Here is a 15,955-nt window from a genome sequence, read left to right as displayed (position 1 = left end):
CTTCAAAATAAACGCTTAAATTTTAACCTATTGATAAATCTTATAATTTCGGATTTACAATAAGCTTTAATAATACATTTTTGCAATTTTTCATATCCTCCTATCTTATACACAGATAAGAATTTCCTTCCTCTTTCTGTAACAGCACTAGGTGCTTGCAAATTACCATGATGAGGTAACATCTCATCCATGGGAATCCGTGTCGCAATGGTATGTGACGATATTAAATTCCACAGCCCCATACCACGCTCATTATTTATAATAGCTGATGAATAATGCTGTTTTTTGATAAAACCGTACCGCTTTATTTCATTATCACACGGTATGAAATCACCTAATGTTATATCACTAGGCTTTTGCAATGATGCATATTTACAATGATAGCATGACAGTCTGTAGCCTGCCCTATCACGAAACAAAACAAAAAAAGCACTCTTATATGAAGGAATCCGCTTTTTACCAGTTTGATCTTTATCGTTTGTGAACGAATAGAGGAAAGAATAGGTATCCTCTCTCCCAAAATGATAGTATCCCTTGTTTCGAAAACTTACATTAGTTATATGGCAGTGATTCTTTAGTTCGACAAAGTGAATATAGTCTCGGAATAATTTATCCGATGGTACGCCATGACAAACCAGATCTACAGTAAACAAATAATCGTTCTCACCAACAAACCTTTTAAGAGCGGCCACTTGGCATGACGTTCCTGAGAATAAAACAGTTCTGCCAGATTTTAAATCATCTTTTACCTGCTTATATATGCCATTCGTATGGCTCTGCATATATTTGCTGCCTTGCAACAAATGTAAATCTTTTGTATTTTCAATTCTTTTATGCTTACACTGCAATATATCATTTTCGTAAACCATGGCAGCACCATATACAACACCGTGTTCCTTCTCTAAGATATAAGTTGCAATCAATGCAAACATTCCACCAGAAGAAGACCTTCCTTCCCTATCCGTATTTGGATCGAAGCAAACATAACTTTGCTTTTGATAATCGCGACCTTGACTTCCATTCATCTGTGGGCAGACTTTGGCACACTGACCACAATCAATACATAATGCAACATCAATGACAGGAGCAATATAGCCTTCTGCGTTCTCCCTCATCGAGATCGCATTCACCGGACAGCGGTCATAACAAACCGCACATCCACAACACAATTCAGATTTTAATGATGTTATAGTCATGCTCGACAAATACTTTTTAAGTAATCTAACGATTTCTGACGCTCTTCTGTTAAAACCCTTTGGACATCAGTGTAATCAACAGTAAGATTATATGTCTTTACTGTTCCTTCCACGAGTTGGCTGGCCAATCCAGTCATATTCAGTAGATTTTCCACTCGCGAAGAGGTGGATGCAAGTTTAACGGACAGGAACGGTTTCTCAAAGAGGATAGAAAATACTGTGCCGTGGAAGGAATTGGTAACCACTACTTCAGCATTATCTATATAAGAGAGGAAATCTTCTATACCCGCATCACATACCGTGGTCACACCATCGAAATCAGACGCTAAGACACCTGTATATATCACCCTGCAATGCTTCTCAGCCGCAACTCTTTTAGCCAAGTTTATCACATTCATGTCAGGTCTCAGCATATAGACAAAAATATAGGGCTCAGATATAAGCCTTGGGGATTCGTGTTTTCTCCAAAAAATATTATCGTAGAGCAAAGTTGGATCTAAATCCTGTCGTACCTTTCCTGGGAATAGAGACTTAAATATGTTCGTAGCCTGAACTTCTCTAAGCGATAGCACATTAAGATGCGAAAGCCCGGAAATATATTCATTCTTCTGATGTTCACTTATTTCAGACTGACCAATACTGGCAGCATAACTGTATTTTTTATTATCACCTTTTACCCATTGAAATGAATACCACGGAGATAAATTTCCATCCAAAGTATTCCATATCTGATCGCTTCCCGCAAGAAAGACATCCTCTGGTTTGACAGAACTATTGAATTCAACAATATTGGGCACAGGCATAATGGACAAGTTCTTGGCCTTAAAAACATCAATCTTTCTTCGCTTTTCAACAAACTTCCGATTGTCAAGCTTTAACTTAAACCGCTGATATAAACTATAGTTTTTTCTAGGTTTCAATATTGACAATAAAGTAATAAGCTGAGGGAACTTTCTCAGCAAATACCATCTTGGTTTACGAACGGGAAATAATACAATGGGCTCGCTATTAAAATCCCTTAATCTAGACTGCAAAGCAAAAGCCTGCAAAATAGAACCATAATTATAAATCACAAAGGTGAGCGTATATATCTTCATTTCAGATTTTGCTTAATATATTGTATGCCAAGCTTAACATCGTTTTTGTCAAACGCTATAATTGCATAGACCACAGCTGTCAGAAGGAAAATAAACATAGACTGCCATATAAACTGCCATAAAGTTTCGGACTTGTCATAAACCGTCATATAGGATATCAGTCCTATTATAACAGCAGCCAGAACCAATCTAAGAAATGTAACCACATATCTACCTAAAAAAACATTTAGCTTTTTGCACATAATAAACGCCCTGTTAAACGTAGTAACTATAGATATGCAGATTGACACTATCATTGTAGCTTGAGGTGCTACACCTAATTTCAATGCGACATACGATATTGGAAGATTCATCATTATAGTCGTTGCAACCAATAATTCATAGTTACGGATCTTTCCAGTAGCAAGAACAGATACTGCTAATGGACCATTAGTAGAATCTATCAGACCATTTATGAGAACCAATTGAGTAAAAATTACAGTGTATTCGGGCAGATCTTCAAGCCACAGCCCCAAAACATACTGGGTATTTGACAAAATGGGAAAAACCAGAATCGAAACCAATAAAGAACTTAGTATAGAACTTCGTAAAACCAATTTGAATAAAGCCTCGTTATCTCCAGAAGCATAAGCCTTGTAGATTTGTGGTTTTACGGCCACAAAGAAATTCTCGGAAAGTTGAACAACTGCATGATAAACCTGATAAGCTACAGCCCTAGCCGCATTTACTGCCGGATTAAAAAACAAATTAAGTAATATATTAATGCCCTGGCTCCTTATAACCATAGAGAAGGTTCCCCAAAAATGCCATCCAGAAAAGCCAATAATCTCAATAAATTCAGACTTATTCCAATAAAGATGGAACTTCGATTCAGGAAAATATCTTCTATTATACAAAATATACGAGGAAGTCATAGCACACGATGTAAAAAACATAAGGATACCATACACAATCAATCTGTCCCATGATACCAAAGATAGGATAAAGACTATTGCTAGTTTTGTCAATGCTTCAATAATACTTATAAAAGCAAAGGCACTCATTCGTTCATGAGCAATGATTAATGCATTATAGGGTATTGAGAATAAACTGACGCAAAATGATACGATAGATAACTGATAAACCACATTGGCAGCAAACATTCGCTCCTTAGGTATAGTCATCTGAGTATTAACGAACCATAATCCTACTGTTTCAGCAATGGCAACAAAGATAACTATGAAAATAGAAAAAGTAGATATGTTTAAACAGAACCATTTATTGAGTCTATCTAAATCTCCTTTCGCTAATTCAATAGAAAAATATCTTTGAGATGATGTAGCCAGCGTTGAATTGAGGAACGCAAACATTCCAACTACACCTCCTACAACATTATAAATACCATAGTCAACAACACCCAACAAATGAAGGATAGCTCTGACGGTATATAGACCTATGCCCATAACCACCAACATCCTCAGATACAGGAATAGGGTGTTCTTAGCTATTCGTTTGTTATTTACAGAACTGCTTGTGTTGAACATAAATATATTTATAATAACTTATTTTTAAGCATTGTAAGCACTCAATCACTTCCATACCACTTAATTTCATAAGATAACAATTGAAAACAATTTATTTTAGCTTTTTTATAGACCTATATAAACTTCCTAAAGAAATCCTTCATAGCCCTTATTGCCACACATCACTTCACAGATAGGACTTACCAAGCAATTCTTCAAATTTCTATTTTTGGGACTCTAATTATAGTAAAAAAACATATATAAACACTTTTTCTGTTCTTGCTATTTTACTATCAAACCATCCTAAATATTTTTTATGGTGTTCAGGGTTTACATAAACCTTTGAACAAATCATGACCAAACAAAACCCATCCCACACAAATTACTCCCGTCAGAAAGATGATTCCAAGCAAAATTATCCCCTTACTCGGTTTTGACGCCTTTACAGGAATAGTAGCAGGCTCAACAATTGTATAAACTGGGGTTATCTCCTGCACCTTTGCCTCTGCTATCTGCAATTGCTGTGCAACGGATGTATAGACTTGATAAGCAAGATTCATCTCATTTTCTAGACGCACTTGTTCGGCACGATAACTCTGGAGAATGATATTTTTGTTGGCATCGGCAAACTTGGCATAATTCTCCTGCGCCATCTCATATTCTTTCTTCTTACGTTCAAAAAGCTTTTCTTGAAAATGAAAATCCTTACGGGCTTTATTAGTACGATAATCAATAATGTAAGACTGCAACCTATTTACAACAGTATCTGTCAGACATGCTGAAATACGGGGATCCTGCATCGTGACAGAAATTGTAGTAACCCCGGTCTTTTTATCTACCGAAACACCTATATGATCACTCAGTGCTTTCACAATATCAGTCTGCTCTTTTGTCAGCTGAAAAGGATCTAATTTATCCACCTCTTCTTCTGATTCCTTAAACAGAGAAATGGTCCAACTTAAAGCCTTAAAAGGGGCAGATATGATATACGACCACCATGGCATACGTTGGTATTCATCCATATAGCCATAAAGTGTGGTGTTTATCTCCCCATCCATATCCCGGACTGGGACATCAAACAACCCTGTCACAAAAGGAGTGGAACTCACAATATCCGGATATAAATCAGGATAAATCGCATCAGATCCCGAAGATGTATTCAGACTAATGCCTGCCAAACCTGCCAGTGAGGAAAGGCTTCCTCCCTTATTATCAGAAGCTTCCGGAGCAATCATTACACTTGTTGTATATTCCTTGGGAATACTGAAAGCAATCACCAACCCCACAATCACTGCATAGCCGCAACACTTCAATATCCACCTGCGCTCTGCCCAGACTTTCAAAGCAAGCTCAAGCAAATCAATCTCCTCTTCCTGTGGATGTTTATTCTGTTGTCCGTCATTCATATCAGCATCCTTTCTTTTTATATCTTCCACTTATTTCTTATTTAAAAGCATTAGTCAATGTAGCCACCATCGCCGCAATCGTTGCAGTCATGGAGCTCATACCCATAATCTCGGAAAGTTGGAGACGCTTCCTATCAGACTTCGTGGGAACCACAATCTCACAACCCGGCTGGATTAAATCACTGTCACTCTTCTTAGCAAGGGCTACCGTACCGTTCAGATAAATGATGTATGCCTTCTTCTTTTTCGCATTCTCGCCATAGCCACCTGCCATATTGATATAATGTTTCAGCTTGGCACCTTCCTCCCAGGTTACTGTATTGGGATACATCACAGAACCACTGATCTTCACCGTATTGATGTATTCAGGAATATACACGATATCTCCCTCACGTAGGACAATGTCATAATCACTACCCGGATGTGACAGAGCCTTTTTCATGTCAACGCCTACCGTGTAAGTATCGGAGATAGCAAGCTTGTTCACTGCAATGCTATCGGAACCTTCACCGCTCTGTGCCATGCGAAGCACATCCGTCTCACGCCGACGTTCCTCATCATTGCGTTTGCGAATCAAACGTCCCCCCTTTATATATGCCGCCGAAGTAATTCCGCCTGCACGACCTATCACATCACTCAGACGTTCATTCTTTTTCAACAACGAATAGCTGCCGCTGAAAAGCACCTCACCCGCAATTGTCACCATGCGCTGAACTTGGTAGGCAGGACTGCGACGAACTTGGACTACATCGAAAGGTTGCAGGTAGAAACTACCGGCACCCGTCAGAAGACCGTCCTTGATGTCAAAGGTGAATGTCTCCGCAAGCTTGCTGCTGTAGGCAGTACTCTTGGGATCCTTGATGCGGCGCGTCACGCTCACACAGGTAGTGGCGGCAGCCTCAGTAAGACCTCCCGCCTGGACAATCATATCCTCTATCGTTAAGTTGTCGGAGTATAGGAAAGTACCGGGATTGAGCACCTCACCATAAATGGAGACCGTCTCGCTTTCCTTCAGGTCATGGATACCGGGAACATACAGATGGTCGTTCTTCTGAAGGGGTATATCAGAAACCGTACCGTTCATGATACCCTCCAGATCAACGGCAACCATTTCGTGCGTAAGATCTTCACGCTCACGGTCCAGAAGGACCCGGGCAAGGAAAGCATCTCCCCGGAGTCCCTCAGCCTTCTTTATCAGCTGCTTCACCGTATTCACCTCACCGTCCAACTGATAAAGCCCCGGACGATAGACGGCACCACTGACCTCAACCTTGTTCTCAAAACGGTCGAGTACGGCGTCAACCGTCATTAAGTCACCGTCGTCTAAACGGAATACAGAATAGTCCATCTCATCCACATTATATACTTGATGTTCACGTCCGCTTTTACGGATGATGCGTACAGCCTTCTTATAGGCATCTCCCATAAAGCCACCCGCATACTTCAGTAAGGAAGCAACCGTCTCGGCAGGCTTCATTTCATAATACATGGGACGTTTCACCTTACCTACTATCTCGACCAACGACTGGTAGGGACTCACGATAATCACATCGCCCTCCTGCAGACGGACATCGTCATTCATCTTGCCCTGCATGATGAACTCATAGACGTCCAAATGCTCTATCGTCTCTCCGTTACGAACCAGACGGATATCACGCAAGCTACCGATATTATTCACACCACCGGCACGGTACAAGGCATGGAAAACCGTAGAAAAAGCCGAAAGTGTATAAGTACCCGGCACCGTGACCTCACCCATAATATGAATCTGAATGGTACGTATATCGCCTAAAGTCAGACGGATCTGTGAATTGGGATCCCCCCCTCCGATACCGGAATAGATCTTGGACAGTTCCCGTTGCAGATAAGCGTTGGCTTCTTTAACAGTCATGCCGTTCAGATAAACGGGACCGAGGTCTTTCACCTGGATACTCCCCTCGGGACTGATGGTCTGGCGGATGGTATTCTCGGAAGCTCCCCAGATATCTATGATCACCTCGTCGCCGGGCCCCAGCCGATAATTTGCCGGAGTAGCCAGATTCACACTAGGTTCAAAGGAGAGATTACGGTTCTGGAACAGATTATGACCGAAAATCTGTATGCCGGCAGCCTCAGGGGCGGACTGGCTTTCAAGTCTCTCATCAACAACCGCTTTCTGGTCATCCAGTTCGGCAGCCTCGTAGGATTCTCCCACAGCAACCGAACGCTTGCGCATCTGTGAGGGAGCTTCGGAACCCGGGACAGCAACACCCGAGTTCTCATATTTATCCTTGATGCGGAGCACCTGTTCGCGGGTCACACCACGGCGCAACAGTTCGGCAGTCATCTGCTTCTGAGATTTTCCGGCTGCCTGTGCTTGTTTCACATATTCAACCACTTGCTCGTCGGACATGCGCTGGGCATAGGCAGAACCGAAGAAAATAAAAAGACATAAAATCAGAAATAAGATTCGACGCATAATTTAATGTTTGTTAGATTCTTATATGTCACACACTGAAAAAATCAAACTAATCCGGGAAGGTGGAACCAAAGGTGATTTATATTTATTACTTCGCGTAGTAATGAAAGAGTTAGTACCACGCTTCCCGGATATTCAATAGATATTGGGCATCTACTAAAGGGGGTATAACCCACTTTGAGTTATATTTTTAATCAAATAATAAGTTATTTTACTATATTCATTGGCAGAAATGCCATATAATCCGTTTCTCTGGAGGCTATTTTTCGTAATACAATGCGTGGAATCCTTTTCACTCATTACATGAATATATCACTTGTATGTTTAGCTCTATATGCCTTTAACTTTTCCCGTGTCTCCTGCATTCTCCACTCCATTTCTTTTTTTGCCTTTCGAGAAAACTTTCACCTGTTTTAGTCCTCAAGATATTCCCATGGATAGGGATTGTTAACTACATTCCGGAATTCCTCGACAGCTTCCTGCTGTTCGGCAGTGAGCGATGCGGAGTCCCAGGAAGAAATAATCTTTCGGGCTTCGTCGGCCAGGGGCTCATCGAACACTTCTCCATAACAGGCAGTAAGCAGACGGAGTTTCAACAGCGAGGCGGGAAGGGTATCAAGGAGATTCCAACAACGATTTAATATCTCCTGGAGGTGATCCTGCTTCTCGCCATGGTCAATGAACGATGCGTTATACCCCATCAAGAGAGCAAGACAGACGTTTGCCTGTTCTTCCGTAGTAGTACCTCGGGCACTGGAACCATACAAAGCCGCAGTCAAGCGGTAAACCTCACCGTTACGGCGGGAAAGGTCATCACTATAGATAGGACTACCGTCCATACCTAAATACATCAGTTCGTGCGCAGCACGCTGGAGATTAATTGCTTCTTCGAAAAGGGAGGAGGACATTTTTTGAATTATGAATTGTGAACTATGAGTTGTAAATTATGAATTATAATTCAGCCGATCACTTCTATAAGATTCGGATGGATGGTGGCCATGGCAAGAGCAATGACACCTTGTATCTCTATAACCACACGGCGGTCACGTGCCCCCTTTACTTTCAGAAAAATACCCTCCTGACCTGCAAAGTCACCACCCGTAATACGGACTCTAGTTCCCTTCGACAGATTCAACTCTTCGGGCTGGAAATAAAGCAAATGGTCGTTATAGGTTCCGGCAACGGCGATGAAGCGCTGCATCTCATGGTCGGGAATAATTATCTTCTGACCACTGCGAGTATCGGTTATATATTGCAAATAAGTAATTTGAGACTTAACACGCTGTACGTCGGAAGGACGTGCATGGACAAAAACCAGATTACGGATGACGGGAACCAAAGTACGGACTTTCTTACCCTTACGGATACTTACCTTATATTGCATGGGGACAAAACAGCCGAGGTTCTCCTTCTCGAGAAGATGCACCGCATCAAGCTCTCTGCGGTATGTGGCACGCATGGCATGCCAAACTTCAACCTCGTTATCCGTTTCCATTTTCGTTGTTTTGTTCACAAAAGAGTGTTCCTCTGGGGCTTTGAACCCTTGGTATACACCTGGTATTCAATCATTTGCGAGCACCTTATGTAAAATACAGCAAGCATTGTGCCCTTCTTGCCAACAGTTTTTTTGCAGTTCGTCATTACCTTCTGGTAAGAGACTATAAACGAACGGATTACAAACAAAAAGCGTTTTTTAAACGTTCGTTTAATGGACGCAAAGATAAGACTGTTTTTTATATCCTCAAAATGTTTAATAAAAATATTTTGGAAAACCCATTGTATTCCAGTTTAATCAACAGTAATTCAGTATATTAAGTATCTTATTTAATATTTAAAATTTCCATTCCCTTTTATTAACTCATTCCCTATTTCATTTCCTGAAATTTGACGTCCATTAAACGAACGTTTAAAAAACACTTCCAAATCAAAGTCATTTCCATTTATATATCAACGCATTAACCCATCATAAAGATAAAACCCAGCTTTTTATCTCCATCCTTACTCCACAAAAACAAAAAACTTGATATACCTTTGCATTTATTTTACAAACTACAGTAATTTTAATTATTAACCCAAAAACATTAGAAAATGAAGGCAAAAAAGACACTCCAAAGTAAGGAAAAAAAACAAAAAGAGACACCCTTAAAACGGATGTAAAGCACGGCATATCAGCTCCGAAAGCAGGAGTAGGACGTCCCTCAAGCGGGGAGGTTATAGGAATACTGCCACAATATAGGAAAGAAGTCATTAAAGACATCATCCTATGGAAAAAATCAAGATACTTTATAGAAGAAAAGCCGACAAGCAACAAGGCATTGGCACAATGGGCATACTCACATTTCGACTTCAGAACGCCAGACTATAAAAGACTGTCAGAAAACACTATAATACAAGAGTTCGGTGAAGTGTGGCGGGAAATGAAGGTAGCAGGAGAGATATAGGGAATAAAACAAAAAAGGGCAGAAACCACGAAACTTATTGACAATAATTAAATATAAACAACTTAAGGAATAAACCACTTATCTTTGCCGCCACTTTGGTAAGGATGAAGCCACACCACCTACAGATGCCGCTTTCTCAATGAATGCGGCATCTTTTTTTATATACAAGCGTACCTCCTGCCAAACTAATACAATTATTAATTTTAAAGACAACAAGATGAGAAAGTCGACAAAGAACGCTTCACTTCACGAAGCACTGAGAAACCTATGGAAAATACGTATCATGCTGGAAAAGAACTACACGGAAACATGCGCCACATGGATGGCCCGACGGATAGAAAGCCTGATAGACCACATGCAATACGGACACGCACTCATAGCCTACCACAAGCAGGACGGGACATTCAGGCTGGCGAAAGCCACCTTACTGCCCTACAAGGCAGACTTCAGAAGAGATTATGACATCACAAGAGTGACAAGCACCATAGCCTTTTGGGACGTGGAACTGCAGGCATGGAAAACCTTCCAGCTGGAAAACTTCCTCGAATGGAGCCCCATATGCTAACCATTAACCATTAATCACTAATCATTAAACACTAAAAACAATGGCCATGATGTACGGGGGAATGCTATACTTCCCCCTCAAAGTAAATCTATTCGAAGAGATAGCAGTGGAACTGGTGGAAGCCAGGTTCGAACTGAAAGGAACGGCGGCGGTAATGAAACTGCTGTGCAAGATACACAAGGAAAACGGATATTACCTGAAATGGAACGCGGAGCAATGCACACTGTTCACAAACAAGGCGGGAAAGGACATCAACGAGCAGGAGATGCAGGGAATCGTGGACATCCTGGTGGAGAAAGCCTTTTTCGACCCCAAAACCTATAAGGAGCAAGGGGTGCTGACCTCTACCGAGATACAGAAAATATGGCTGGAAGCCACCAAAAGAAGAAAAAGGGACCTCACCACCCTACCCTATCTGCTGGTAGAGACGGAGGAAGATAAACCGGACAAGGACGAGACTTGTACGCAAAAACGGGAAAATTGCACGCAGGATGCAGACATTTTCCCCGAAAATGCATGCAATTCCAAACAAAGCAAAGTAGAAGAAAGTAAAGCAAAAGAAAGTAAAGCACTTCCCCCTCTTACTCCCCCGGGGGAAAGCGGAGGAGCGCAGGGGAATCCTGATCTGGACATTCCCGGATATGCCTACAACAGGAATACGCACAACCTGGAATGCCTCATGCTGAATCTGGAAAAGCTCTACATCACCGACCGGGAGGAAATCAGGAAGATACTGAAGTTATCGGACTACGGCAGGCTGGGAAACTACGTCTGGAAAATATTCAATGGGACGAACTGGAGCAAGGTGAACAGCAAGGGAGGGTACATCATCTCGGTACTGGCAAGAGAGAAGCGGAGTACGGGAAGCTGATTCCACAGGGCACAAGCTATCAATAACATGTCATGCAGGAAATCAATAACGTGTGATACAAAAAACAAATATCGTGCCGGCAGGAAATTAATTCCTTGCCGACACGATATGAATTTCTTCTTCGTCCTTAAAACTGTACCTTATAATTATGCCGGTATTCAGTGCAAAACCTCTGCAATTCAATAAAAAATGGCTGGAACACAGCAAACAGTTCCTCATCGTGCTCTTCAAGGTAACGAATAGCCTTGTCTACGGATATATCAATATGATGATATTCCACCATGATGTTCAAAGACTCTCTTATTCCGTTCAGAGTGGCGTATTTCCGCAAACGGTCGGTCAGGATAAAATGCCAGATGAAACGTTTGAACCGTACCGGAAGATAGCGGTAATTGATGAGGAGGGAAAGATAGAAAGTCCGGGTATACCTCCTCAAGGAAACTCCGGAGAACGACTCGAAACGGGAAGCCAGCAAATAATCGAAATAAATATCCAGCAATACCCCCGAATAGCGTCCGAATTCAGGTTGAAGCCTATGTACCACCTCGCAGACAGCCGGATGACGGTCGGTATAGTCGTCAATAGCGCGGTGAAGCTGAATACCCTTGGCTATATCCGGCGGATAATTCTTATAGGAGCTTCCCTTTACAGCATCGCCTACAAAATTGCCCAACTGTACTTTTCTGTTCGGACCGGAAAGGAATACATGTGCCAGATAGTTCATGACAAAAGATTTACCAGCTCCTTGCAAAGACACTCCTTCACCTCTTCCATCGGCACTTCATGTCCCAGTTCTTTCTGCAAAGAAGTGACCCCCTTGTCGATGAATCCGCAGGGATTGATATAGCTGAAATAACGTAAATCGGTATTCACATTCAGTGCCAGCCCATGCATGGTAACAAAATGGCTGCTGCGCACGCCGATGGCACAAATCTTACGGGCACGGGGAGTATCGCCCTCCAGCCATACGCCCGTTGCCTTCTCCAGGCGTCCGGCAGCGATGCCAAACGAAGCACAAACGCGAATTACCGCCTCTTCCAGCAGATGCACATACTCCTTCAACCCCAAAGAAAAGTCCTCGAGGTTCAGAATAGGATAACAGACCAACTGTCCCGGACCATGATACGTAATGTCTCCACCACGGTCAATATGATAGAGCGTAGCCCCTATCCTGCGCAGTTGTTCTTCTCCCAGCAGCATATTCCTTTCTTTCCCGCTACGCCCCAATGTATAGACATGGGGATGCTCGCAGAGCACAATATGATTGACATAGCACTCTCCTGCCTGCTTGGCGTGTACAAGTGCGTCAAACCATTCCGTCTGCCGGCTCCATGCCCCGGCATAAGGAATCATGTTCCAATCTGATATTTCCAGTTTCATGCAAGCAAATATAGCACTTTTTTGAATTCACTCCCCGAATTTATCTTAAATATGTAGCATCTATTCATAAAAATACACCTTGATAATCTGATAATATCTCACGTACTTTGCAAACATTCTGATATAACTATTCACAAAAAGACAGACTTATGAAAAAAAGAATTCTAATAACGCTATTCGCAGCGTTACTGTTCAGCTTTTCCATATCTGCACAGATATTGAAGGGGCACGTATATGATGCAACGACCAATGAACCGCTTGCAGGGGCATCGGTCACCTACAAGCTGAAAGACACGCAAGGCGTAGTGACCGACATAAACGGTGCATACGAAGTACACCTGCCGGCGGGAGGTGTAGATTTGGTATTCAGCTACGTGGGATATGAGGATGTGCCAATGCCCATCGTCATCAGCAAAGGAGACATTATGCAGAAAGACGTGTACATGAAGGAAAGCACCAACCTGCTGGAAGATGTCGTGGTCTCGGCCGGACGGTTTGAACAGAAGCTGAGCGATGTGACGGTCTCCATGGATTTGATAAAGGCCAGTGACATTGCCCGCCAGGCTCCCACAGACATCACCTCGACACTGCAGACCATTCCGGGGGTGGATATCATCGACAAGCAACCCAGCATTCGAGGCGGTGGCGGCTGGACTTACAGCGTAGGTGCCCGCAGCCTGGTACTGGTAGACGGGATGAGCGTGCTCAGCCCCCAAAACGGAGTCATCAACTGGAACAGCGTACCTCTGGAAAATGTGCAGCAGGTAGAGGTCATCAAAGGAGCCTCCAGCGTGCTCTATGGTTCGTCGGCCCTGAACGGCATCATCAACATACGCACCGCACGGCCGGGACTGACCCCTCAGACCCGTTTCAGTGCCTATGTAGGAATCTATGACGACCCCGACAACAGCGATTACCAATGGAGTGACAAATCTTTCTGGAAAGAGGACAAATATCCGGTAAAGCCCTTGTTGCGCAACAGCCTTTTCAGCGGTGTACGCAATCCGCTCTACGAAGGTTTCGACCTCACCCACTCCCGCCGCATCGGTAACTTTGACGTCAGCGGCGGACTGAATCTCTTTACCGACGAGGGCTACCGCCAACAAGGTTACAACAAACGTTTCCACATCAACGGAAACCTCACCTACTATCAGCCGGATATGGGTATGAAACTGATGAACTACGGTTTCAACGTGGATTTCCTTTCCAACAAGTACGGGGATTTCTTCATCTGGCGCTCGCCCGGCGAGGCCTACCGCCCCTCTCCCTTTACTAATATGGGACGTGAGTCCAACAACTTCCGCATTGACCCTTTCTTCAACTTCACCAATCCTGAAAGAGGTACTTCACACAAAGTAAAGGGCCGTTTCTACTACAGTGCGGACAATGTGGTACGCCCTACACAATCCGCCTCCATTACGGATATTCTGGGCAACATGGGCACCGACGCACAAGTCATCCAGAACATTGCCAATGGAGACTACACAGCCCTCCAGCCACTGATGACCGGAGTTATCAAATGGCTGGGAAGCGACAAGCTGAGTGATTTGATGGACGGTGTCTTCGGCTCTCTGGACAACATATTCCCCAATGCCACCACTGCCGACTATTGCGACCTCATCTCCTGGGTAATGAGCAACGGCCTGCCGTCTGACATGGGAGGACTGCTTGAAGGGAAACTACCCAGCGACCTGGTTCCCTGGCTATCCGGTGTACTCAATCCGAAGCGCAATCAATCACCAACACGGACGGACAAGAATTACGACTATTATCTGGACTATCAGTTCAACAAGAAATGGGACGGCGGCGCACAAATCACCACGGGTCTGACTTACGAACATATCCGCACCTTCTCCGGCGAAACGGAAGAAGTACATCAAAGTGACAATGTTGCCGCCTATATGCAATACGACCAGCGCTTCTGGGACCGCCTCAGCGTATCGGCCGGTGTACGTGCCGAATACTACCGGATAGACAAGCACTACCGGGAAGCCGACACAAAGGTTTTCGGGAGCAAGATTCCTTTCCGCCCCGTGTTCCGTGCCGGGCTGAACTACCAGCTAGCCGATTACAGCTTCCTGCGTGCCAGCTTCGGCCAGGGTTACCGTAATCCCTCCATCACCGAGAAATACCTTCGCAAAGACATCGGAGGTGTAGGTGTATATCCCAACTACAACGTACAGCCGGAAAAAGGATTCAATGCCGAGCTGGGATTCAAGCAAGGGTACAAGGCAGGCAATCTACAAGGATTTGCAGATGTCGCCGCTTTCTATACCCAATACAAGGATATGGTGGAATTCCAGTTCGGCCTATTCAACAATGCGGACCTGAGCATGATAAACAGCGTTACAGACGCCATACAAATGCTGAAGGACGGCAAGGGTTTCGGCATCGGGGCACAGTTCCACAACGTGTCCAAAGCACAGATTTATGGAATGGAAATCAGTACCAACGGCATGTACACCTTCAACAAAAACGCCAAGCTGCTCTATAACCTGGGATATGTATATACCGAACCGAGGGATGCCGACTACAAGAAACGCAATGCCCTGGAGAACACCTATACCGACCCGCTTCAGATGAAGGAGAAAAGCAATGACGGCAAGTACTTGAAATATCGTCCGAAACACAGTTTCAAGGCCACGCTGGACTTTCAGTGGAAACGCATCAACATAGGTGCCAACGTAAACTGGAAAAGCAAGATACTTGCCGTGGACTATATTATGCTGGACGAACGCAGCAAAAGTGAACCTGACCTGCTGGACTACGTGCGCGGCATCCTCTTCGGCTCGTCCAACGGGGAAACCCTGGCATCCTATTGGAAAAAGCATAATACGGACTATGCCACAGTGGACATGCGCTTCGGGGTGAAAGCCACCAAGGAAGTAGCTTTCCAGTTCATGATAAACAACCTGCTGAACAAGGAGTACAGCTATCGTCCCATGGCAGTGGGCGCGCCACGTACTTTCGTCGTAAAGATGGACGTTACATTTTAAAAAAAGAACATTTCATTTTAAAAACAGAATGTCTTCCGTTACT

The 15,955-nt window shown here is 43.6% G+C and carries 12 protein-coding genes; 3 read left to right on the top strand and 9 right to left on the bottom strand.

The features are described 5' to 3' along the window. Positions 1-2: 2 nt before the first annotated feature. The 7 genes from DW039_RS13450 to DW039_RS13420 form a co-directional block, all read right to left on the bottom strand. The gene (locus DW039_RS13450; RefSeq protein ID WP_117720712.1) at positions 3-1,196 is read right to left on the bottom strand and encodes a Coenzyme F420 hydrogenase/dehydrogenase, beta subunit C-terminal domain; all 1,194 of its coding nucleotides are present in this window, start codon (positions 1,194-1,196) and stop codon (positions 3-5) included. After that, a complete protein-coding gene (locus DW039_RS13445; RefSeq protein ID WP_117720711.1) occupies positions 1,193-2,293 on the bottom strand; it encodes a polysaccharide pyruvyl transferase family protein in 1,101 nt (366 codons plus the stop codon). The genes DW039_RS13450 and DW039_RS13445 overlap by 4 nt, the downstream gene beginning before the upstream one ends. After that, positions 2,290-3,816 carry a lipopolysaccharide biosynthesis protein gene (locus tag DW039_RS13440; RefSeq protein ID WP_117720710.1) on the bottom strand — a complete coding sequence of 509 codons (1,527 nt, stop codon included), beginning with the start codon at positions 3,814-3,816 and terminating at the stop codon, positions 2,290-2,292. The genes DW039_RS13445 and DW039_RS13440 overlap by 4 nt, the downstream gene beginning before the upstream one ends. Positions 3,817-4,118: 302 nt before the next feature. Further along, positions 4,119-5,201 carry a Wzz/FepE/Etk N-terminal domain-containing protein gene (locus DW039_RS13435; RefSeq protein WP_117720729.1) on the bottom strand — a complete coding sequence of 361 codons (1,083 nt, stop codon included), beginning with the start codon at positions 5,199-5,201 and terminating at the stop codon, positions 4,119-4,121. Between the two features lie 37 nt (positions 5,202-5,238). Further along, positions 5,239-7,659, bottom strand: a complete 2,421-nt coding sequence (locus DW039_RS13430; protein ID WP_118936629.1) for an SLBB domain-containing protein — start codon at positions 7,657-7,659, stop codon at positions 5,239-5,241. A 413-nt stretch (positions 7,660-8,072) separates the two neighbouring features. Next, the gene (locus tag DW039_RS13425) at positions 8,073-8,567 is read right to left on the bottom strand and encodes a UpxZ family transcription anti-terminator antagonist (protein WP_022401483.1); all 495 of its coding nucleotides are present in this window, start codon (positions 8,565-8,567) and stop codon (positions 8,073-8,075) included. Positions 8,568-8,617: 50 nt separating this feature from the next. Then, positions 8,618-9,154, bottom strand: a complete 537-nt coding sequence (locus DW039_RS13420) for a UpxY family transcription antiterminator (RefSeq protein WP_022401484.1) — start codon at positions 9,152-9,154, stop codon at positions 8,618-8,620. Between the two features lie 1,163 nt (positions 9,155-10,317). Between DW039_RS13420 and DW039_RS13415 the strand changes: the two genes are divergently transcribed. After that, positions 10,318-10,665, top strand: coding sequence for an SH3 beta-barrel fold-containing protein (locus DW039_RS13415; RefSeq protein ID WP_022401485.1), 348 nt, complete (start codon positions 10,318-10,320; stop codon positions 10,663-10,665). A gap of 40 nt (positions 10,666-10,705) precedes the next feature. Next, positions 10,706-11,536, top strand: coding sequence for a DUF4373 domain-containing protein (locus DW039_RS13410; RefSeq protein WP_120382024.1), 831 nt, complete (start codon positions 10,706-10,708; stop codon positions 11,534-11,536). 127 nt (positions 11,537-11,663) lie between these two features. Here DW039_RS13410 and DW039_RS13405 read toward each other — a convergent pair whose 3' ends face one another. Both DW039_RS13405 and lipB read right to left on the bottom strand, forming a co-directional pair. Beyond that, entirely contained in the window at positions 11,664-12,260 is a 597-nt protein-coding gene (locus tag DW039_RS13405; protein WP_057281255.1) for an ACP phosphodiesterase, read from the bottom strand. Further along, complete coding sequence (gene lipB, locus DW039_RS13400) at positions 12,257-12,928, bottom strand: lipoyl(octanoyl) transferase LipB (protein WP_227239111.1); 672 nt, start codon at positions 12,926-12,928, stop codon at positions 12,257-12,259. The genes DW039_RS13405 and lipB overlap by 4 nt, the downstream gene beginning before the upstream one ends. A gap of 137 nt (positions 12,929-13,065) precedes the next feature. Between lipB and DW039_RS13395 the strand changes: the two genes are divergently transcribed. Beyond that, positions 13,066-15,912, top strand: coding sequence for a TonB-dependent receptor (locus DW039_RS13395; RefSeq protein WP_118936635.1), 2,847 nt, complete (start codon positions 13,066-13,068; stop codon positions 15,910-15,912). Positions 15,913-15,955: the final 43 nt, after the last annotated feature.

The organism is Bacteroides sp. AF39-16AC (assembly GCF_003602735.1).
Taxonomy (GTDB): Bacteria; Bacteroidota; Bacteroidia; order Bacteroidales; family Bacteroidaceae; genus Bacteroides; species Bacteroides uniformis.
Note: the sequence above shows the minus strand (reverse complement) of the source record. Positions and strands in the feature narration are given on the sequence as shown.